This window comes from Streptomyces sp. EDA2-14, from assembly GCF_054963755.1.
The window spans coordinates 38,046-59,048 of the sequence record NZ_JBUEGE010000026.1 but is presented as its reverse complement, the minus strand read 5'-3'; the positions used below and the strand labels follow the sequence as shown (position 1 = coordinate 59,048).

The 21,003-nt window shown below is 70.6% G+C and carries 18 protein-coding genes and 3 tRNA genes; 10 read left to right on the top strand and 11 right to left on the bottom strand.

What is annotated here, in order from left to right:
* Window positions 1-182 precede the first annotated feature (182 nt).
* Window positions 183-1,295 (top strand): Leu/Phe/Val dehydrogenase, encoded by a 1,113-nt coding sequence (locus tag ACY34M_RS38090; RefSeq protein WP_462720701.1) that lies wholly within the window; start codon window positions 183-185, stop codon window positions 1,293-1,295.
* Window positions 1,296-1,558: 263 nt separating this feature from the next.
* Entirely contained in the window at window positions 1,559-1,822 is a 264-nt protein-coding gene (locus tag ACY34M_RS38085; protein WP_399228641.1) for a DUF3073 domain-containing protein, read from the top strand.
* Window positions 1,823-1,959: 137 nt separating this feature from the next.
* Here ACY34M_RS38085 and purM read toward each other — a convergent pair whose 3' ends face one another.
* From purM to purS, 8 genes are all read right to left on the bottom strand, one after another.
* Window positions 1,960-3,030: a phosphoribosylformylglycinamidine cyclo-ligase gene (gene purM / locus ACY34M_RS38080; protein WP_462720702.1), complete on the bottom strand. Its 1,071-nt coding sequence runs from the start codon at window positions 3,028-3,030 to the stop codon at window positions 1,960-1,962.
* 32 nt (window positions 3,031-3,062) lie between these two features.
* Window positions 3,063-4,589: an amidophosphoribosyltransferase gene (gene purF, locus ACY34M_RS38075; RefSeq protein WP_462720703.1), complete on the bottom strand. Its 1,527-nt coding sequence runs from the start codon at window positions 4,587-4,589 to the stop codon at window positions 3,063-3,065.
* 84 nt (window positions 4,590-4,673) lie between these two features.
* Window positions 4,674-5,480 carry an META domain-containing protein gene (locus tag ACY34M_RS38070; RefSeq protein ID WP_462720704.1) on the bottom strand — a complete coding sequence of 269 codons (807 nt, stop codon included), beginning with the start codon at window positions 5,478-5,480 and terminating at the stop codon, window positions 4,674-4,676.
* Between the two features lie 101 nt (window positions 5,481-5,581).
* Window positions 5,582-6,379, bottom strand: coding sequence for a maleylpyruvate isomerase family mycothiol-dependent enzyme (locus tag ACY34M_RS38065; RefSeq protein WP_462720705.1), 798 nt, complete (start codon window positions 6,377-6,379; stop codon window positions 5,582-5,584).
* A gap of 10 nt (window positions 6,380-6,389) precedes the next feature.
* Window positions 6,390-7,634 carry a hypothetical protein gene (locus tag ACY34M_RS38060; RefSeq protein WP_462720706.1) on the bottom strand — a complete coding sequence of 415 codons (1,245 nt, stop codon included), beginning with the start codon at window positions 7,632-7,634 and terminating at the stop codon, window positions 6,390-6,392.
* A 115-nt stretch (window positions 7,635-7,749) separates the two neighbouring features.
* The gene (purL, locus tag ACY34M_RS38055) at window positions 7,750-9,999 is read right to left on the bottom strand and encodes a phosphoribosylformylglycinamidine synthase subunit PurL (RefSeq protein WP_462720707.1); all 2,250 of its coding nucleotides are present in this window, start codon (window positions 9,997-9,999) and stop codon (window positions 7,750-7,752) included.
* A complete protein-coding gene (gene purQ, locus ACY34M_RS38050; protein WP_462720859.1) occupies window positions 9,996-10,667 on the bottom strand; it encodes a phosphoribosylformylglycinamidine synthase subunit PurQ in 672 nt (223 codons plus the stop codon). Before purQ ends, purL begins: the two co-directional genes overlap by 4 nt.
* Window positions 10,668-10,729: 62 nt before the next feature.
* Window positions 10,730-11,002, bottom strand: a complete 273-nt coding sequence (gene purS, locus ACY34M_RS38045) for a phosphoribosylformylglycinamidine synthase subunit PurS (RefSeq protein ID WP_462720708.1) — start codon at window positions 11,000-11,002, stop codon at window positions 10,730-10,732.
* Between the two features lie 341 nt (window positions 11,003-11,343).
* Here purS and ACY34M_RS38040 point away from each other — a divergent pair, with 341 nt between their 5' ends.
* The 8 genes from ACY34M_RS38040 to ACY34M_RS38005 all read left to right on the top strand — a co-directional run bounded on the left by ACY34M_RS38040 (window position 11,344) and on the right by ACY34M_RS38005 (window position 15,964).
* Window positions 11,344-11,664 (top strand): histone-like nucleoid-structuring protein Lsr2, encoded by a 321-nt coding sequence (locus tag ACY34M_RS38040; RefSeq protein ID WP_462720709.1) that lies wholly within the window; start codon window positions 11,344-11,346, stop codon window positions 11,662-11,664.
* 134 nt (window positions 11,665-11,798) lie between these two features.
* Window positions 11,799-11,870: transfer RNA gene (locus ACY34M_RS38035), tRNA-Gly, on the top strand.
* 52 nt (window positions 11,871-11,922) lie between these two features.
* Window positions 11,923-11,995 (top strand) — tRNA-Gly (locus ACY34M_RS38030).
* A gap of 130 nt (window positions 11,996-12,125) precedes the next feature.
* The gene (locus ACY34M_RS38025; protein ID WP_462720710.1) at window positions 12,126-13,103 is read left to right on the top strand and encodes an ABC transporter ATP-binding protein; all 978 of its coding nucleotides are present in this window, start codon (window positions 12,126-12,128) and stop codon (window positions 13,101-13,103) included.
* A complete protein-coding gene (locus tag ACY34M_RS38020) occupies window positions 13,100-13,909 on the top strand; it encodes an ABC transporter permease (RefSeq protein WP_462720711.1) in 810 nt (269 codons plus the stop codon). Before ACY34M_RS38025 ends, ACY34M_RS38020 begins: the two co-directional genes overlap by 4 nt.
* A gap of 16 nt (window positions 13,910-13,925) precedes the next feature.
* Entirely contained in the window at window positions 13,926-15,239 is a 1,314-nt protein-coding gene (locus ACY34M_RS38015) for a sensor histidine kinase (RefSeq protein ID WP_462720712.1), read from the top strand.
* A complete protein-coding gene (locus ACY34M_RS38010; RefSeq protein ID WP_462720713.1) occupies window positions 15,236-15,844 on the top strand; it encodes a response regulator in 609 nt (202 codons plus the stop codon). The genes ACY34M_RS38015 and ACY34M_RS38010 overlap by 4 nt, the downstream gene beginning before the upstream one ends.
* Before the next feature lie 44 nt (window positions 15,845-15,888).
* Window positions 15,889-15,964: transfer RNA gene (locus ACY34M_RS38005), tRNA-Gly, on the top strand.
* A 55-nt stretch (window positions 15,965-16,019) separates the two neighbouring features.
* Here ACY34M_RS38005 and ACY34M_RS38000 read toward each other — a convergent pair.
* The 3 genes from ACY34M_RS38000 to ACY34M_RS37990 all read right to left on the bottom strand — a co-directional run bounded on the left by ACY34M_RS38000 (window position 16,020) and on the right by ACY34M_RS37990 (window position 20,795).
* On the bottom strand, window positions 16,020-16,925 hold the full coding sequence (locus tag ACY34M_RS38000) for a phosphoribosylaminoimidazolesuccinocarboxamide synthase (protein ID WP_462720714.1): 906 nt from the start codon (window positions 16,923-16,925) through the stop codon (window positions 16,020-16,022).
* 126 nt (window positions 16,926-17,051) lie between these two features.
* Window positions 17,052-18,539: a N,N-dimethylformamidase beta subunit family domain-containing protein gene (locus ACY34M_RS37995; protein WP_462720860.1), complete on the bottom strand. Its 1,488-nt coding sequence runs from the start codon at window positions 18,537-18,539 to the stop codon at window positions 17,052-17,054.
* A gap of 219 nt (window positions 18,540-18,758) precedes the next feature.
* Window positions 18,759-20,795 (bottom strand): M48 family metalloprotease, encoded by a 2,037-nt coding sequence (locus tag ACY34M_RS37990; protein WP_462720861.1) that lies wholly within the window; start codon window positions 20,793-20,795, stop codon window positions 18,759-18,761.
* Between the last annotated feature and the right edge of the window lie 208 nt (window positions 20,796-21,003).

Genomic DNA, 21,003 nt, shown 5'->3' with positions numbered 1-21,003 from the left:
GTGGCGACGCGACGGGATTCGGTCGTACTTCCCGCACCCATGGGCGCGAGAGAGTGATCCTTCGCACTGCGGCCGTGGCGGCCGACCGCACGCCCTAATCTCTTGCCCACAAGCACCACGGAAGGCCCGCCACCCGCACGGGATTCCGCCCAACCGCCGCTATGTACTTGGGAGTCACCACAGTGACCGATGTGACCGGCGACGCTGTCAGCACCTCTGGCACCTCCGACGTTCTGCACACCCTGTTCCACTCGGACCAGGGCGGGCACGAGCAGGTCGTCCTCTGCCAGGACCGCGCCAGCGGCCTCAAGGCCGTCATCGCCCTCCACAACACCGCCCTGGGCCCGGCCCTCGGCGGCACGCGCTTCTACCCGTACGCCTCCGAGGAGGAGGCGGTCGCCGACGCGCTGAACCTCGCGCGCGGCATGTCGTACAAGAACGCCATGGCCGGGCTCGACCACGGCGGCGGCAAGGCCGTCATCATCGGCGACCCGCGGACGGTCAAGAGCGAGCAGCTCCTGCTCGCTTACGGCCGCTTCGTCGCCTCGCTCGGCGGCCGGTACGTGACCGCGTGCGACGTCGGTACGTACGTCGCCGACATGGACGTCGTGGCGCGCGAGTGCCGCTGGACCACCGGGCGCTCCCCCGAGAACGGCGGAGCGGGCGACTCCTCCGTGCTCACCGCCTTCGGCGTCTTCCAGGGCATGCGGGCCAGCGCCCAGCACCTGTGGGGCGACCCCACGCTGCGCGGCCGCAAGGTCGGCATCGCCGGCGTGGGCAAGGTGGGGCACCACCTCGTCGAGCACCTCCTGGAGGACGGCGCCGAGGTCGTGGTGACCGACGTCCGCGAGGAGTCCGTGCGGCAGATCACCGACCGGCACCCCGAGGTCGCGGTCGCCGCCGACACCGACGAGCTGATCCGGGTGGAGGGGCTCGACATCTACGCGCCCTGTGCCCTGGGCGGCGCGCTCGACGACGACACCGTTCCCGTTCTGACCGCGAAGGTGGTGTGCGGCGCGGCCAACAACCAGCTCGCGCACCCGGGCGTGGAGAAGGACCTCGCGGACCGCGGGATCCTCTACGCCCCCGACTACGTGGTGAACGCGGGCGGCGTGATCCAGGTCGCCGACGAGCTGCACGGCTTCGACTTCGACCGGTGCAGGGCGAAGGCCGCGAAGATCTTCGACACCACGCTTTCGATCTTTGCTCGTGCGAAGACCGACGGGATTCCGCCTGCCGCGGCGGCCGACCGGATCGCCGAGCAGCGGATGGCCGAGGCGCGCGGCAGGGCGTGACGAGGGCCCTCGGGTAACGAGCATCACGCCCCTCGGCGGGTCGCTCGTCAGGAAGAGGTTAAAATCGCAGCTGACCAGCGAGGAAAGGGCTCCTTGCTGGTCCTGCGCACAGGCGCGTCCTGCGGGCGACGTACCGTATGGGCGTGGGCTCAGGTACCGTGGAAGCCCTACGGACCGGTCTCCCTGCGGGGAGTCCGTTCCAGATCATGAACGCGTGTCAAGACTCTGGGGCCATGAAGCCCCATCACCGAGGGGGTCGAGCCATGGGGCGCGGCCGGGCCAAGGCCAAGCAGACGAAGGTCGCCCGCCAGCTGAAGTACAACAGCGGCGGGACTGACCTGTCGCGTCTGGCCAACGAGCTAGGCGCATCCACGTCGGATCCAGTATCGAATCAGCCGCCGAACGGCGAGCCTTTCGAGGATGACGACGAGGAAGACGACCCGTACGCCCGCTACGCGGATATGTACGACGAGGACGAGGACGAGGACGGCGAGTCCGGTCCTTCGTCACAGCGCCGCGGCGCTTGACCTCGTAGCACGTCAGCGGCGTCGCAGTCGCTGCACTTCACCCGGTCCGGGGTGGTCACCACGCCGGACCGGGTTTTGTGCTGTCCGGACGGCGGACCGGCCGGACAGCGGTCCCCGGGGGCGCGCCCCCACGGGGACTACTTCGCGTAGTCACCCGTGAGCTCGGCGCCCGTGGTGTGCCCTGCGCGGTCGACGATCTCGCCGGCCACCCAGGAGTCCACGCCGCGGTCGGCCAGGGTCGCGAGGGCGACCTCCACCGACTCCTGCGGCACGATCGCCATCATGCCGACGCCCATGTTCAGCGTCTTCTCCAGCTCCAGGCGCTCGACCTGACCCTTCGTACCCACGAGGTCGAAGATCGGGTCCGGGGTCCACGTGGAGCGGTCGACCGTGGCGTGCAGGCCGTCCGGGATCACGCGGGCCAGGTTCGCCGCGAGGCCGCCGCCGGTGATGTGGCTGAAGGCGTGGACCTCGGTGGTGCTGATGAGCGAGAGGCAGTCCAGGGAGTAGATCTTCGTCGGCTCCAGGAGCTCCTCGCCGAGCGTGCGGCCGAGCTCCTCGACGTGCTCGCGCAGGTCCATCCCCGCGCGCTCCAGGAGGACGTGGCGGACCAGCGAGTACCCGTTCGAGTGAAGACCGGAGGACGCCATGGCGATCACCGCGTCACCCTTACGGATGCGATCCGGGCCCAGCAGGTTGTCGTACTCCACGACACCCGTGCCGGCGCCCGCGACGTCGAAGTCGTCCGGGCCGAGCAGACCCGGGTGCTCCGCCGTCTCGCCGCCGACGAGAGAGCAGCCCGCGAGGACGCAGCCCTCGGCGATGCCCTTCACGATGCCGGCGACCCGCTCCGGGTGGACCTTGCCCACACAGATGTAGTCGGTCATGAAGAGCGGCTCGGCGCCGCACACCACGATGTCGTCCATGACCATCGCGACGAGGTCGTGGCCGATCGTGTCGTAGACGCCCAGCTGGCGGGCGATGTCGACCTTCGTGCCGACGCCGTCGGTGGCCGAGGCGAGCAGCGGGCGCTCGTACTTCTTGAGGGCGGAGGCGTCGAAGAGGCCGGCGAAGCCGCCGAGGCCGCCGAGGACCTCGGGGCGCTGCGTCTTCTTCACCCACTCCTTCATCAGCTCCACGGCGCGGTCGCCGGCTTCGATGTCGACGCCCGCGGACGCGTAAGAAGCACCGGTATTGGTCTCAGACATTGCCTGGGATCTTTCGCTTGGGTGTACGGGGTCTACGGGCGACGGATCGCGTCGGACGCAGCCGTGGACGCAGGACCTGCGGCCAGTTCCGTCTCCAGGAGCTGCTTGCCGAGGAGCTCCGGGTCGGGGAGGTCCATCGGGTACTCGCCGTCGAAGCAGGCACGGCAGAGGTTCGGCTTGGCGATGGTGGTCGCCTCGATCATGCCGTCGATGGAGATGTACGAGAGCGAGTCGACCCCGAGGGAGGTGCCGATCTCCTCGACCGTCATGCCGTTGGCGATCAGCTCCGCGCGGGTCGCGAAGTCGATGCCGAAGAAGCAGGGCCACTTGATGGGCGGGGAGGAGATCCGGACGTGGATCTCGGCCGCGCCGGCCTCGCGGAGCATGCGGACGAGGGCGCGCTGCGTGTTGCCGCGCACGATCGAGTCGTCGACGACGACCAGTCGCTTGCCCTTGATGACTTCCTTGAGCGGGTTCAGCTTCAGACGGATGCCGAGCTGGCGGATCGTCTGGGAGGGCTGGATGAAGGTCCGGCCCACGTAGGCGTTCTTCACCAGGCCGTTGCCGAACGGGATTCCGGAGGCCTCGGCGTAGCCGACCGCGGCCGGAGTCCCGGATTCCGGAGTGGCTATGACGAGGTCCGCGTCGACCGGAGCCTCCTGGGCGAGCTTGCGCCCCATCTCCACTCGGGAGAGGTACACGTTCCGGCCCGCGATGTCCGTGTCGGGACGGGCCAGGTACACGTACTCGAAGACACAGCCCTTGGGCTTTGCTTCAGCGAAGCGAGACGTTCGCAGGCCATTCTCGTCGATGGCGACGAACTCGCCCGGCTCGATCTCGCGGACGAAGCTGGCGCCGCAGATGTCGAGTGCGGCGGTCTCCGAGGCGACGACCCAGCCGCGCTCCAGGCGGCCGAGGACCAGCGGACGGATGCCCTGCGGGTCACGGCCTGCGTACAGCGTGTTCTCGTCCATGAAGACGAGCGAGAAGGCGCCCTTGACCTGGGGCAGCACCTTGGCGGCCGCGTCCTCCACGGTCAGCGGCTTGCCGTCCTCGTCGACCTGCCCCGCGAGCAGGGCCGTCACCAGGTCGGTGTCGTTGGTGGCCGCGACCTGGGTCGCGCGGCCGTTCTCCTTGGGGAGCTCGGCGACCAGCTCGGCGAGCTGCGCCGTGTTGACCAGGTTGCCGTTGTGCCCGAGGGCGATCGAACCGTGCGCGGTCGCACGGAACGTCGGCTGGGCGTTCTCCCATACGGAGGCCCCGGTGGTCGAGTAGCGGGCGTGACCGACCGCGATATGACCTTGCAGGGACCCTAGGGATGTTTCGTCGAAGACCTGGGAGACGAGTCCCATGTCCTTGAAGACGAGGATCTGGGAGCCATTGCTGACCGCGATTCCCGCGGATTCCTGACCCCGGTGTTGGAGGGCGTAGAGCCCGAAGTACGTGAGCTTTGCGACCTCTTCACCCGGAGCCCAGACACCGAAGACGCCACAAGCGTCCTGGGGGCCTTTCTCGCCGGGGAGCAGGTCGTGATTGAGTCGACCGTCACCACGTGGCACGGCACCGAGTGTAGACGTGATCCCCCAGTGGTCCGAATTGGGGACCGGGGCTACGCGGGTTGACCGGGGCAGATGTGACTGAACTCATCGGCCGGGAGTGCTGTCGGCCGCGGTGAACCCGATGCCGGAGCCGTCCGGCTTCTTCAGCGTGAGCGTCCTGCCCCGGATGTCATAGCTCGCCTTGTCCTTCAGGACGTCGAGCATCGCCTTCTCGACCTCGCCGGCCGCTCCGATGCAGCCCATCCGGGTGCTGGTCAGGGGACCGAAGGTGATGTGGCCCTCCTTCACGGCGGCCTTCGCGGAGGCGCGGTTGCAGCCCAGGCGGGCGCCGACGCGGCCGTCCTTCTCGAAGACGAGGTCGGCCCTGCCCTGCGCGGCCTTCGGCAGGGAGCGGGTGGCGTCGTCGGCGCTCAGGCTGGTGGCGGTCCACTTGGTGCCGACCAGCTCGGCGTCGCGCTGCTTGGCGAGGGTGACGGTGTCGCCGTTCTCCCCTGTGAGGGTCAGCCGGTCGCTCTTGTCCCCGCCGGTCCTGATCGTGTGCTTCCCGGCGAGGGTGCGGGCCAGGGTGTTCTCGAAGGCGCCTACGCCCTTGCCCTCGCAGAGCTTCATGGTCCGCTTCGCCTTGCCGAGGTCGACGCTGTCGCCGGTGACCTTCGCCGTGGCGTCGAAGCCATTGCAGCCGTAGTTGCCGCGCACCCGCTCGTCCGAGACGAACTCGAGGTACGCGCTGCCGGGGGACTTCGTCGTCTTCCCGTCCACCGTGACGCTCTGCACGCTCCAGTGGACGCCCGTGAGCGGGGCGCCGCCGGCCCGCTCGGCTCCGGGGCTCTTCTCGTCGCCGCAGGCGGTGACGGTGGCCAGCGCCGCGAGCGGGAGGGCGGCGGTACTCATCAGGGCACGGACACGGACGCGGGATGTACGTAGCGTGAGCATGGCAATGGGACGAGGTGGGCGCCGTTCCGGTTCCGGCCCGCGGAGCGCCCCCGTACGCATCACGCCATGATCGGCAGCAGCCCCGCCAGATCGGCCCGCTCGCCGCTTGCGCTGACCAGCGCGTCCTCGACCGCAGCGGCCCAGCTCGTCCGGCCCGTGGCGAGGCGGATCCAGGTGAGCGGGTCGGTCTCCACGACGTTGGGCGGGGTGCCGCGGGTGTGCCGGGGCCCCTCGACGCACTGGACGACGGCGTACGGCGGGATGCGCACCTCGGTGGAGGCACCGGGCGCCTTCGTGGCGAGCGCGTCGGCGAGGATCCGGGTACAGGCGGCCAGGGCCTGACGGTCGTACGGGATGTCGAGGCCCGGCACGGCGGCGTTCAGGTCGTCGGTGTGGACGATCAGCTCGACGGTGCGGGTGACCAGGTAGTCCGCGAGGGTCATGGAGCCGGTGCGGTTGGCGACGAGGGCGTCGCCGGAGTGGTCCGCGAGGGCCTGTTCGAGGCTCTGCGCGGCCTCGGCGTACAGCGTGCCGAGGTCGTTGCCCGCGGCGAGCTCCGTCACGTACGCGGCGACGTCCTGCGCGTACGGCGCGGATGTCATCGGCCAGTCCTGCGGAATGAGTTCGGCCTTGGCCGGTTCGGCGGCGGCGAGCCCGCGGGCGACGGCGCTCACCGCCATCGTGATGTGCGCGGCAAGCTCCCGCACGGTCCACTCCCCGAGCCGCGTGGGCCCGGCCAGCTGCTCTGGCGTGAGTCCCTCGACCGCCTTGCGTACGGCGTCGAACTGGGCCAGAACGGCGGTGCGGGTCTTGTCGAGGTTGTACGCGCGGGGGCGCTTCTTCTTGGCCGGTGGCATGGGGTCGAGCCTATGACCGGCGGAAGTCCGTGTGGGGCGGGAAGGCGATGTCCGCGCAGTCGTGGCGGCGGGCCTGCGCGTCGACGTAGGCGCGGAAGACCCGCTCGTACTCGGCCGAGGCCACCTTCCCGTAGCCGAAGGACATGGTCATGGTGTGGATCCGGGGCTTTCCGGCGCAGACCGACGAGGCCCACCAGACCGGCTCCTTGGTGTCGCGGCCCGCCTCACCGGGCTCGGCGTCGATCGGGGCGTCCGAGGCGGTGGAGCGGCGGAGTTGGACGTGGCGGGCGGCCTCGCCGGAGTACGTGTGGAAGGACGCGAAGTACTTGCCGGGGCGGTCCGGGGAGTAGACGCTGTCCAGCCCTTCGCCCTTGGCGTCCCAGACGGCGTGCGCCCGCCGCGCGGACAGGACGAGCGCGCACCGCTCGTCCCACACCCGGTCGTCGGAGCGGCTCTGCAGCACCTGGTCGGCGGCAGAGGCGCCGCGTGCCAGTCCCGAACTCCGGTACCAGGCACAGGTCCCCGAGGCCTTCGCCGCCTGCGTCGGGCCCTCGGTGAGCGCGGGGACCTCGTCCGGGGCGTCGGGCAGGCGGTCGGCGCAACCGGCGCGCTCGGCGAGGCGGTTGGCGGTGATCACGGCCGCGTCGGCCAGGACGCCGCGGTCGTGATCGGTCACCTGCCCGTTCTCGGTGAACGGCGAATCGGACTCGGTGAGCCCGGCCCACGCCCACAGCGTGCCCGCCGACTGCCCGCCCAGCCGGCCCTTGGCGCACGGCAGTTGGACGGTGACCCCGGTGTCGCCGACGGTCCCCGCGACACCGCCGCCGAGCGGCTGCTCCGGGTAGGTGTGGCTGGTGTACGGGCCGCCGGGGTCGAGCAGATCGTCCCAGGGGTCCTCGGGCCGGTACGTCTCCTGCGCCACGGACCCCATCGCGCCGGTGAAGAACCAGCGCTCACCGGTGCTCGTGCCCGCCTTCTCACCGGCCTCGGTGCTGAAGATCTCGCAGTCCTCGCCCGAGGCCAGACCGTCGAGCTGAACCGTGCCCTCGTCGGCGATCCGGTGCGTGACCGTGCCGCCCGCCGGGGACAGCGCGAGCACCCGGCCGGCCGGGACCAGTCCGGCGCAGGCCGCGTCGATCTGGTGCCGGGCGCTCAGCACCTGCCAGGTCTGCTGCCCGCCCCAGCCGATACCGGCGACCGCGGCCAGACAGAACACCACGTTCGCGGACTTGCGCGCCCACTCCGGGACGTTCACGGCACCCTCCCCCTGTTCCCCCGTGCACCGTAAGGCCCCGCCCGAAGCGACGGGCGGGGCCTTACGGAACCGTACGACAGGTGGTGCGACGCCGGTGGTGTTACGTGAGCGGCAGCTACGCGAGCAGCTCCGGGATCGTGCCCTCGTGCGCCGTCCGCAGCTCGTCGAGGGAGAGCGCGAACTCGCCCTGGACGTCGATGGAGTCGCCGTCCACGACACCGATGCGGGTGACCGGCAGGCCACGCGCGCCGCACATGTCGTTGAAGCGGAGCTCCTCGCTGCGCGGGATCGACACGAGCGCGCGGCCCGCCGACTCCGAGAAGAGGAACGTGAACGCGTCCAGGCCCTCCGGGACGATCAGGCGTGCACCCTTGCCCCCCAGGAGCGCAGACTCGGCCACGGCCTGGATCAGACCGCCGTCGGACAGGTCGTGCGCGGCGTCGATCATGCCGTCGCGGGAGGCGGAGATCAGGATCTCGCCGAGGAGGCGCTCGCGCTCCAGGTCGACCTTGGGCGGCAGACCACCGAGGTGGTCGTGCACGACCTGCGACCAGGCCGAACCGCCGAACTCCTCGTGGGTGTCACCGAGCAGGTAGAGGAGCTGGCCCTCTTCCTGGAAGCCGACCGGGGTGCGGCGGGTGACGTCGTCGATCACACCGAGCACGGCCACGACCGGCGTCGGGTGGATCGCCGCCTCGCCCGTCTGGTTGTAGAGCGAGACGTTGCCGCCGGTCACCGGGGTGCCGAGCTGCTGGCAGCCGTCGGCGAGACCACGGATGGCCTCGGCGAACTGCCACATGACGGCCGGGTCCTCGGGCGAACCGAAGTTCAGGCAGTCGGAGACGGCGAGCGGCTTGGCACCGGTCGTCGCGACGTTCCGGTACGCCTCCGCAAGCGCGAGCTGCGCGCCCGTGTACGGGTCGAGCTTCGCGAAGCGGCCGTTGCCGTCGGTCGCGATGGCGACGCCGAGGCCGGTCTCCTCGTCGATGCGGATCATGCCCGAGTCCTCGGGCTGCGCGAGCACGGTGTTGCCCTGCACGAAGTGGTCGTACTGCTGGGTGACCCACTTCTTCGACGCCTGGTTCGGCGAGGAGACGAGCTGGAGGACCTGGTCCTTCAGCTCTGCGCCGTTCGCCGGGCGCGGCAGCTTGCCCGCGTCGTCGGCCTGCAGCGCGTCCTGCCAGTCGGGGCGGGCGAGCGGACGCTCGTAGACCGGGCCGTCGTGGGCGACCGTGCGCGGGTCGACGTCGACGATCTTCTCGCCGTGCCAGAAGATCTCCAGGCGGTCGCCGTCGGTCACCTCACCGATGACGGTGGCGATGACGTCCCACTTCTCGCAGATCTCCAGGAAGCGGTCGACCTTGCCGGGCTCGACCACGGCGCACATGCGCTCCTGCGACTCGCTCATGAGGATCTCCTCAGGAGAGAGCGTGGAGTCGCGCAGCGGCACGTCGTCCAGCTCGACGCGCATACCGCCCGAGCCGTTGGACGCCAGCTCGGAGGTGGCGCAGGAGATACCGGCCGCGCCGAGGTCCTGGATGCCGACGACGAGCTTCTCGGCGAAGGCCTCCAGGGTGCACTCGATGAGGAGCTTCTCCTGGAAGGGGTCGCCGACCTGCACGGCGGGGCGCTTCGACGGCTTGGCGTCGTCGAAGGTCTCGGAGGCCAGGATGGAGGCGCCGCCGATGCCGTCGCCGCCCGTGCGGGCGCCGTACATGATGACCTTGTTGCCCGCGCCGGACGCCTTCGCGAGGTGGATGTCCTCGTGCCGCATGACGCCGATGGCACCGGCGTTGACCAGCGGGTTGCCCTGGTAGCAGGCGTCGAAGACGAGCTCGCCGCCGATGTTCGGCAGACCGAGGCAGTTGCCGTAGCCGCCGATGCCGGCGACGACGCCGGGCAGCACGCGCTTGGTGTCGGGGTGGTCGGCCGCGCCCATGCGCAGCGGGTCGACCACGGCGACCGGGCGGGCGCCCATCGCGATGATGTCGCGGACAATGCCGCCGACACCGGTGGCCGCGCCCTGGTAGGGCTCGACGTACGACGGGTGGTTGTGCGACTCGACCTTGAAGGTGACGGCGTAGCCGTTGCCCACGTCGACGACGCCGGCGTTCTCACCGATGCCGACGAGCAGCGCGTCGGACTGCGGCGCCTTCTCGCCGAACTGGCGCAGGTGGACCTTGGAGGACTTGTACGAGCAGTGCTCGGACCACATGACCGAGTACATGGCGAGCTCGGCGCCGGTGGGCCGGCGGCCGAGGATCTCCACGACCCGCTCGTACTCGTCCTTCTTCAGGCCGAGTTCGGCCCAGGGCAGCTCGACGTGGGGAGTCTTCGCGGCGTTCTCAGTGGTGTCGAGGCTCATGAGGCGGCGACCAGCTTCTTGAGGATCGAGGTGAAGAACGGGAGGCCGTCGGTGCGGCCGCTCCCGATGAGGGGCTCGACGGCGTGCTCCGGGTGCGGCATCAGGCCGACGACGTTGCCGGCCTCGTTGGTGATGCCCGCGATGTCACGGAGGCTGCCGTTCGGGTTGAAGTCGAGATACCGGAAGGCGACCCGGCCCTCCGCCTCCAGCATGTCCAGCGTGCGCTCGTCGGCGACGTAGCGGCCGTCCATGTTCTTCAGCGGGATGTGGATCTCCTGGCCCGCCTCGTAGTCGGCGGTCCAGGCGGTGTCCGCGTTCTCCACCCGCAGCTTCTGATCGCGGCAGATGAAGTGCAGGTGGTCGTTGCCGAGCATGGCGCCGGGAAGCAGGTGGGCCTCGGTGAGGACCTGGAATCCGTTGCAGATCCCGAGGACCGGGAGGCCCGCCTTCGCCTGGTCGATCAGCGTCTCCATGACGGGAGAGAAACGCGAAATGGCGCCCGCACGCAGGTAATCGCCGTAGGAGAAACCACCGGGCAGGACGACCGCGTCGACCTGCTTCAGGTCCTTGTCCTTGTGCCAGAGCGCGACGGGCTCGGCCCCGGCAAGCCGGATGGCGCGCTGGGTGTCGCGATCATCGAGGGAACCGGGAAAGGTGACGACGCCAATTCGGGTGTTACCGCGGCCCGAAGGGCCTCCTTCACGGGCGGTGGTGGGAGACGGGTGGGAGGTCACTTTTCGGCTCCCACCGCGGGCTCTTCCACCTTGACGGTGAAGTTTTCGATCACGGTGTTGGCGAGGAAGGTTTCCGCCAGCTCATGGATACGGGCGAGGGCGGCGTCATCCACCGGCCCGGCCACTTCGAGCTCGAAACGCTTTCCCTGACGTACGTCGGAGATGCCGTCGAAACCGAGGCGCGGCAGCGCACGCTGCACCGCCTGGCCCTGGGGGTCGAGGATCTCCGGCTTGAGCATGACGTCGACTACGACGCGTGCCACTGGCACTCCCGGTGTGTGGGTTGAGCTGGTCCGTTCAGCGTACCTGCCCAAATTTTCTACTCGCGTAGACAGTAGGAAGCTACGAGATGCGGATCACGTTATGGCAACGACATGAGATCCCCACGGAAAATTAAGGGAAAGACTCCGGATATCCACCCCCCGAGACACACCGAGGCTTTTAACTGGTCTTCCCACTGGATTGCCGGACAGGGTAAAAAGGAATTGGCAGATACAGGCACTGGGCCTGAACTCGGGTCGCCGTATTGCTCGAGCTTTGCCTGACAACAGCTGGACAGTCTGCATCACCGCACGTCAAAGCGGGGTGCCGGACGAAGGGACCGATATTCGTGGCGCAGCGTGTCGTGGTCACCCTCTTTGACGACATCGACGGCGGGGAAGCGACGGAAACGGTCGCATTCGGTCTCGACGGCTCGTCGTACGAGATCGACCTCAATAAGGCCAACGCCCATCAGCTCCGCGAGGCGCTCGCCCCCTACCTGGAGGCGGGCCGCAAGCGGTCACGGAAGACCGGCAAGGCGTACAAGCACACCGACCTGAGCCCGGACCCGGCCGCCGTGCGCGCCTGGGCCCGCTCGAACCACTTCGAGGTGCCGCCGCGCGGCCGCATCCCGAAGCGCGTCTACGAGGCCTTTGCCGCGGCCAACTGAGCCCGCGGACCCGCACGTTCCTCGCGGTCAGGAGCCCCTCGCGGGAGCCGACTTGCGCTGCACCCCCGAGGGTCGGCTAAAGTCTGGAGCACGCCGAGGGGCGAGGCCGCAGGGCCGGACCTCACGGGGTACATGCGGGTGTAGTTCAGTAGTAGAACATCCCCCTTCCAGGGGGAAGGCGCAGTGTGCAATTCCTGTCACCCGCTCTGCATCGCGTACCGATCACTTCGGTGGGTACGGTAGGCTGATGCAAGCAGTGCGAACGTAGCTCAGTTGGTAGAGCGCAACCTTGCCAAGGTTGAGGTCGCGAGTTCGAACCTCGTCGTTCGCTCAGAGAACGAAAGCCCCGGTCCTCGGACCGGGGCTTTCGTCGTTGTTCACCGCAGCCGCCTGACATTTGTCATGCGGGCCGATGACAGCGCGCACTGCCGACCGCCCGCGCCGGGCGGAAGGCTGGAGCCATGACCAGCAATGAGCGCGTGATCGACGTCACTGATCTGCGCCGTGTGTACGGGGACAGCACCAAGGGTTCCTTCGAGGCGGTGCGCGGGGTCAGCTTCTCCGTGGGCCGCGGCGAACTCTTCGCCCTCCTCGGCACCAACGGCGCCGGAAAGACCTCCACGGTCGAACTCATCGAGGGACTCGCGGCCCCGGCCGGCGGCCGGGTGCGGGTGCTGGGGCACGACCCGTACGGCGAACGGGAACGGGTACGCCCGCGGATCGGGGTGATGCTGCAGGACGGCGGCTTCCCCAGCGAGCTGACCGTCACGGAGACCGTACGGATGTGGGCCGGGTGCACGAGCGGGGCCCGGCCGATCGACGAGGCCCTGGAGGCGGTGGGGCTCGGCAAGCGGGGGAAGGTCCGCGTCAAGCAGCTGTCCGGCGGCGAGAAGCGGCGGCTCGACCTCGCGCTCGCGCTGCTCGGGCGGCCCGAGGTGCTCTTCCTCGACGAGCCGACCACCGGCCTCGACGCCGAAGGGCGCCGCGACACCTGGGAGTTGGTGCGCCGGCTGCGCGCCGAGGGCACCACCGTGCTGCTGACCACGCACTACCTCGAAGAGGCCGAGGAGCTCGCCGACCGGCTCGCGATCCTGCACGAGGGGCGGATCGCCGCCGAGGGCCGCGTCGACGAGGTCGTCGCCGCGCAGCCCTCGCACATCTCCTTCGAACTGCCCGAGGGGTACTTCGTGGGGGACCTGCCGCCGCTGGGCTCGCTCGGCGTCGAGTCGCACGACGTGGAGGGCCGGCTGATCCGGCTGCGCACCGAGGAGCTGCAGCGGGCCGCGACCGGACTCCTCGTGTGGGCCAGGGACGCGGGCGTCGAACTGCGCCGCCTCGACGTACGGGGTGCCTCGCTGGAGGAGGCGTTCCTGCGGATCGCACAGGACGCCAAGGGTTCCGCAGGGGAAGCGGACCGGGAGAAGGAGATGGCGGTATGAGCACGGGTACGGCTGCACCCACCGGCACGGGCACGGCGGCGCTGACGACCTCGGCGGGACGGCTCAAGGCGCTCGCGCGCGCCGAGTTCACGCTCATCGGGCGGAGCAAGGGCGTGCTGTTCACGGCGCTGTTCGTGCCGCTCGTCCTGCCCTTCAGCGTCTCCCGGACGATGGACAAGAGCGATCTGAAGGACGCCGGTCTCAACCTCGGCACCGTCATGATCTCCTCGGCGATCGCCTTCTCGCTGCTGTTCGCCGTGTACAGCTCCCTGGTGAGCGTGTACGCGTCGCGGCGCGAGGAGCTCGTCCTCAAGCGGCTGCGCACCGGAGAGCTGCGCGATCTGGAGATCCTCAGCGGGGCCGCGGTGCCGTCCGTCGTGATCGGGCTCGTGCAGTGCACGGCGGTGGCCGTCCTGTGTGCAGCCCTGCTGGACGCGGGGGCGCCCGGAGCGCCGCAACTGGTCGTGCTCGGCGTGCTGTTGGGCATCCCGCTGTGTGTCGCGCTCGCCGCCCTCACCACGGTCTTCAGCCGCAGCGTGGAGAGCGCCCAGGTCGCCGCGATGCCCATGCTGCTCGTGTCGATGATCGGCTCCGGCGCCGTCGTGCCGCTGGAGGTCCTTCCGGACAAGATGGCGACCGTGTGCGAGCTGCTGCCGCTGACGTCGTCACTCACGCTGGTGCGGGGCGGCTGGAGCGGAAGCCTGGACGGCGGGGAGGCCGTGAAGGCGATCGTCATCGCGGTGGCCTGGATCGTGGTCGCGGTGTTTGCTGTGCAGAAGCGGTTCCGGTGGGAACCGCGGCATTGAGACGAGGGGCATAGCGGTGCGGGCAAGGCAGTGGTGGGCGCGCCACCGAGGGATTCCCGGCTGGCACAACCGGAGCAACATCGCGCAGATCGAGCTGTACACACGCGTCACGCTGTACGTGGTCGTCTGGATGATGCTGCTCTCGCAGATCGCCCTGTCGGTGACCGAGCCCGTCCGCGCGGCGGCTCCCGGGGCGCTGATCGCGGTGGCCTGCGTCCTGGGGGTGGCCCAGGGGTTCTGGAACACCCGGCTGGCGGCGCGCGGCCTCGACGTCTATCTGGGGCGCGCCTCCTTCGAGCGGAACGCGTTCGTGGTCGGCGCCGTCCTGATGCTGGCGACGACGGGCACGCTGCTCGCTCTGGCCACGTTCGTCGCCCCCGGCGACTTCCCGATGTTCGTGCTCGCGCTCGGCTCGGCGCTGCTGCCCTACTTCGGGGCGCTGAGCCTGGTCACCGCGCGGCGCAGGACCGCCCTGCTCGCGATCCTCGCCCTGACCTGCGCCACGGGCGTGGGTCTTGCGCTCTCCGGCCACCAGCGGTGGATCGTCATCTCGGTGATCGGCGTGCTGTTCGGCGGGCTGTGGGGCGTGTGCACGATGCGTCCCTCGGGATGGACGCTGCGCGGCATGTGGGACCTGCACGAGGCCCGCGAGACCAAGGCCCTGCTCGCCGTCGCCGAGGAACGGCTCCGCTTCGGCCGCGATCTGCACGACGTCATGGGCCGCAATCTCTCCGTCGTCGCCCTCAAGAGCGAGCTCGCTGTGCAGCTCGCCCGGCGCGGGCGGACCGAGGCGGCCGTCGCGCAGATGGTCGAGGTGCAGCGCATCGCGCAGGAGTCGCAGAAGGAGGTACGTGATGTCGTACGGGGATATCGCGAGGCCGACCTCACGGTCGAACTGGCCGGTGCTCAAGGGGTGTTGGACGCCGCCGGGATCACCTGCACGGTGACCGGGTCGGCGGTCGGGCTGCCCGGCGAGGCGCAGTCGGCGCTCGGCTGGGTGGTGCGGGAGGCCACGACGAACGTGCTGCGGCACGGCGACGCGAAGGCCTGCCGGGTGGAGCTGGTGACCGGGGCGGAGGAGATCGTGTTGACGGTGGAGAACGACGGGGCGGGGACCGCGGCCGGGGGCGGTCAGGGGTCGGGGCTCACAGGGTTGCGGGAGCGGTTGGCCGCGGTGGGCGGGGAGTTGGCGGCGGGAGAGGTGCGGGCGGGAGTGTTTCGAGTGGTGGCGAAGGTGCCGGTGACGGGCACACCGGGGGCGGGCACACCAGGGGCGGGCGCACAGGGGGCGGCCGAGATGCGGGAGACGTCCGCGGAGGGCGTCCGATGAGCGTGCGTGTGCTGTTGGCCGACGACGAGCACCTCATCCGGGGTGCGCTCGCCGCGCTGCTCGCCCTGGAGGACGACCTGGTCGTCGTCGCCGAGGCGGCCAGCGGGCCCGAGGCGCTCGCCATGGCACGGGCGCACGAGCCGGACGTCGCCGTGCTCGATCTGCAGATGCCGGGCGCCGACGGTGTGAGGGTGGCCACATCGATCCGGGACGAACTGCCCGGCTGCCGCACCATGATCGTGACCAGTCACGGGCGTCCGGGGCACCTGAAGCGGGCCCTCGCGGCGGGCGTGCGCGGCTTCGTACCGAAGACGGTGAGCGCGCAGCGGCTCGCGGAGATCATCCGTACCGTGCACGACGGAAACCGTTATGTGGACCCGGAGTTGGCGGCCGACGCGATCTCCGCCGGGGACTCTCCGCTGACCGCGCGCGAGGCCGAGGTGCTGGAGTTCGCGGCCGACGGCGCGCCCGTTTCGGAGATCGCCGAGCGGGCCGCGCTGTCGCAGGGGACGGTCCGGAACTATCTCTCGTCCGCCGTCTCGAAGCTCGGTGCGGAGAACCGGCACGCGGCGGTGCGTCTCGCCCGCGAGCGAGGTTGGGTATAGTTGGCGTCGCGCCACGGCGCAGCAGCACCGCGCAAGCGGCGCTTGCGAACGTAGCTCAGTTGGTAGAGCGCAACCTTGCCAAGGTTGAGGTCGCGAGTTCGAACCTCGTCGTTCGCTCCATGAGATAAGGCCCCGGTCCTCCTCGGACCGGGGCCTTCTCTGTTGCCACGTCTCGCTACGCGTCCCAGCTCGTGCCGGTCAGCAGCTCGTACGCCTCGATGTACTTGGCGCGGGTCGCGGAGACGACCTCGTCGGGGAGCGCCGGCGGCGGCTGCTCGCTCTTGCGGTCCCAGCCGGAGGCCTCGGACGTCAGCCAGTCCCGCACGAACTGCTTGTCGTAACTCGGCTGGGCGCGGCCCGGCTGCCACTGGTCGGCGGGCCAGAAGCGAGAGGAGTCCGGCGTCAGCACCTCGTCGGCGAGGATCAGCGAGCCGTCCTTGTCGAAGCCGAACTCGAACTTCGTGTCCGCCAGGATGATGCCGCGCTCGCGCGCGATGTCGCGCGCCCGGCTGTAGACGGCGAGGGTGGACTGGCGCAGCTGGGCGGCCGTCTCGGCGCCGACCTGGCGGGCCACCTCTTCGTAGCTCACGTTCTCGTCGTGCTCGCCGACCTCGGCCTTCGTGGCGGGCGTGAAGATCGGCGCGGGGAGCTCGGAGCCGTCCTCCAGCCCGTCGGGGAGGGCGAGGCCGCAGACCGTGCGGGACTCGTTGTACTCGACGAGTCCGGAACCGGTGAGGTAGCCACGGGCCACGGCCTCGACCGGGACCATGTCGAGGCTCTTGCAGACGAGGGTGCGGCCCGCCCAGTCGGCCGGGGCGCCCTCGGGGAGCTCCTGCGAGATCACATGGTTCGGGATCAGGTCCTGGAGCTGGTCGAACCACCACAGGGACAGCTGCGTGAGGACCTTGCCCTTGTCCGGGATCGGTGTGGGCAGCACCCAGTCGTAGGCCGAGATGCGGTCGGTGGCGACCATGACGAGGTCGCCCGCCGCGTTCCGGTACAGGTCCCGCACCTTGCCGGTGTGGAGATGCACCAGACCCGGCACCTGAACAGGCTCGGGCTTTTCGACGAATCCGGACACGGTTCCTCCCCGTGGTTCTGTACGAGTACCTCTGATTCTCCCGTACATGGGGGCGGGTTTTGGCCACGGGTCGCGCCGGAGCGCTGTGGGCTCGGTCTCGTCGGTCGCGCGCGTCAGTCGCGCTCGTCAGTCGCGTTTGCAGATGCGGTCGAGCAGATTGGCCGTCGCCCGCTGGATACGGGGGTCCACATGGCCGGGGCGGTCCAGGGCAGGGGACCAGGCGAACGTCCCGGACGCGAAGACCAGCGCACCCGACGGCGCCCGGTACAACGATGTCTCCTGGTGCCTGCGGGTCTGGTCGCTGTCGCGGTACGGGGAGTGCGCGAGCAGGATGCGGTCCTGGTGCTCGGGCAGGCAGGTGCGCGGGAAGTAGCGGTCGGCCTCACCGGCGACCAGCCCCTCTATCTCGTCCCCCTCGTGCGCACCCGTCGCCTCCCACAGCCAGTGCTCCGCGTTCCGCACGATCAAGGGGTGCGGCTCGGGGACCCGGCCTGCGTACTGGATGCCCATCAGCTGCTGCTCCGGCTTGTCGATCTCCCGCCACAGCGTCGGCTTTCCGGGGCCCCTGCGCTTGCGGCAGGTGAGCAGCCGGTCCGGTACGCCGGTGGGGGCCGGGCCCAACTCCACCTGCCAGTACATGGTGTTGGCGGAGAGGAAGACGAGCGATGTCCCGTTCTCCCTGGCGAGCTCGGTGGTGCGGCGCATGTTCGCCGACCAGTACTCGTCGTGTCCGGGGAAGACCAGGCCCCGGTAGTGGGTGGGGTCGATGCGGCCGGCGTGCAGATCGCGGGCGTCGGCGTACGCGATGTCGTACCCGTACCGCTCCGCCCAGCGGATGAAGTCGTAGGCGTGGCCCACGTGCAGGGGCAGGCCCGCGCCCGCGTACGGGCGGTCGAAGGAGACCGTGATCGCGGCCTCGCTCTCACCGAGCAGCCGGCCGTCCTCGTCCCACGCGTGGTACAGGCTGGCGCCCGTCCGCCCGTCCTCCGGGTAGAGGTTGTACGCCTGCCAGGTGATGTCCGGGAGCAGGAGCAGCAGATCGGCGGGCTCGGTGTCGCGAACGGTGAAGGGGATGTGCGAGCGGTAGCCGTCGAGGGTGGTGAGGACGGCGACGTACGCGCCCACATTCCAGTACGACGGGACCTGGAGCCGCCACGACAGCCACCAGTGGTGGCAGGAGACCGTGCGGTCCGCGGTGAGCGGGGGCGGCTGGACGATGCCGGAGAGGCGCGGGCTCGTGGTGATCTTGCGGGCGCCGTCACCGCCGTAGTGGCCGATGCGGTAGACGTCCACGGTGAACTGCTGGGGCGGGTCCACCGTGACGTGGAAGTCGATCGCCTCGCCGGGCGCCACCGCGCCGGTCGAGGTGAAACCCTTGATCTGGCGGTGCACGTCGTCGGCGGTGCGGGGGCCGCCGGTGCGGGGGGCCGGGATGTCGCGCGCGCCGGGACTCGGCACATGGTCCACGTACCAGGGAACGACATGACCGGTGTCGTCGAAATAGTGCTCACTTCCGCGCAGCCAGGGGAGCGGTCCTTGTCCGAACGGGTCCGAGACCGCGTGCGCCAGAGCGCCCGATTCCCAACGGGGCGTCCGCGCGCGGGGTGGGGGCATCTCCTTGCTCGCCGGGTCCTTCGGGTGCCTCGCCCTGTCAGGCCCCATGCCAGCTCCCCTCCCTCACTCCCCCGAGCCTCACGCGCCGTGCTTGTTCCGTGGCCGGTCCCAGCACATCACATTACGCACGCACTCCGTCACCCTTCGTCGCGAATTGGCGAGAGTGGAACGATTCCCTCCGGATTTCCGGGGGGTGAGGGGAAGTGGTGAGGCGGCGCCTCACACCAGGCGCACCGGCTTCTCCGCGCGGATGCCGCGGCGGGCCAGCCACTCCTTGAGTGGCTCCACGTCACCGTCCTCGACCAGGCTCAGCACGCGGGGCGTCAGGTCGGCCGCCCGCTCGCCGTCGACCAGGAGCGAGGGGCCGTCCAGCCAGTCCAGGCCCGGCGCCGCGCCTGCCGTGTCCACGGCGGCGCAGCAGACCATCGCGGTGACGTGATCGGCCAGCAAGTCCCGCCCGGTGCGCAGCGGTTGCAGCGGAAACAGGGGCAGCGCCCCCTCGTCCCACAACGCCCCGTCCGGCCCACCCTGCCCCGCGGGCGGCCCATCCGCCACCGGCCGAGCGCTCTCCTCCCGGGCGACCTCGGCGGTGAGGGTGGTGGAGAGCGTGTCGAGGGCACTCAAGCCCGCGCCGTCACCCTCAACCCGATCAGCGTCAGTGCCGGACGCAGCGACATCGAGCCCCTCGGCGCCGGACGCAGCCACATCGAGCGCCTCGGCGCCGGACGCGGGAAAATCAAGCCCCTCGGCGCCGGACGCGGGAGAATCAAGCCCTTCGGCGCCGGGCGCAGCCACATCGAGCGCCTCGGCGCTGGACGCGGGAGAATCAAGCCCTTCGGCGCTGGGTGCGGGAAAATCAAGCCCCTGCGGCGATTGAGCAGCGGGGTCCGGGGCGGAGCCCCGTGGCGTGGGCTCGGGGGACCGATCCGCGGCGGACGCCCGAGGCTCAGGGGACCGCTCCGCGGCGGACGCCCTCGGCGCAGACGCAGCCAGGTGATCCAACACGCGGGCCAACGTCGGCCCCTCCGAACCTCCGGAGGAAACCCGGACGCCCAGCGTGTCCAGCACCCGGTGCAACCGAGCCGCATCCATCCGCCACTTACGGTCCACGACCTCGTCCGGATACTCCTGCCAGTCCACCGGCGCCCAGTCGGGCCCACGCTCGGCGGGCCCGCCGTGGAAGAGCCGGGCCGCGAGCAGGGACGCCGCCTCGTCGACCGTGCCGGGCTCTTCGAGCAGATCGCACGCGGGGCGCTCGCCGAGCCGGGACGCGAACGTCCCGTCCTGCGCGGCGAGGCGGTCGCGCCGGGACAGCTCGGTCAGCGCCGCGACCACGCCCGCGTCGAGCCGGGCCGGCCAGCGGCCCATCCGCCAGGCCGGCAGCGCGACCCGGGTGAGCAGCCGGTCCCAGCCCGCGTACGCGAGCCCGACCTGCTCCTGGGCGACGATCCGCAGTCCGTAGTCCACCGCCTGGGCGCGCTCGGCGGCGGCAGCGGCGACGCCGCGCTCCATCTGGGCGGCGTGCACCCGGCAGCTGGTGAGCAGCAGCCGGGCGACCCGGCCGATACCGCCGAGCACGGCGCGGGCCAGCGGCCCGCGGCCACCGGCGGAGGAGACCGCCACCGCGGCGTCGAGGCCGCGCACGAAGCGCCGGGCCGCCGCTATGTCGGGGTGCGCCGAGGGGCCCGTACCGGCGACGACCGGGGCGAGGACGGCGCGCAGCTCGCCCACCCGCATCCACCACAGGAACGGGGAGCCGATGACGAGGACGGGAGCGGCGGGGGCCTTGGGATCACCGGCGCCTTCCTGGGCGCCGTGCCCGACGCCGCGGCCGGTGCGCGCGGGCGGGCCGTGCGCCGGATGCGTACGGTCCTCGAGCCAGCTGTCGCAGTCCGGGGTGAGCGCTATCGCGGAGGGCGCCGGAACGTCGAGCCGGTCGGCCAGATCGCGCACCATCCGGTACAGGTCCGGGGCGGTGCTCTCGGCGATCGGGACCGTCGGACTGACGGCCGGGCGGGCGCGCGCCACGACGAGGGCGACGGCGGCGGCCGCGAGCAGGACCACGACGGCGATCGCGGTCACGACACCGCGCGCGATGTCCCAGCCGCCGCCCGTCAGATGCCCTGTGGTGCCGCCGACGAGCAGCACCACGGAGGCGGCCGCGGGCAGCACCGCGAGGGCCGTCGCCCTGCTGCGGATGCGCAGCACGGCGAGGGCTTGGGAACGCGCGGTCTGCGCACCCATCTCCACACCCATACCGGACACGACCGATGTCACCCCCTGCTGCCCATGCCTAATGCCCAGCCAGGGGCCGAGGCCCGCAGCAGAGCTCTGGTGGCGTTGCTCACTCCCCCACAATGGCACCCGCCACTGACATCGCAATGCCGGTGGTCCGTCTGGTTCTGCGCGGCTCGCGCGGGCGCCGTAACTCCGTGCGCCGCACCCTAGTTGGGGGTTCCGGCCT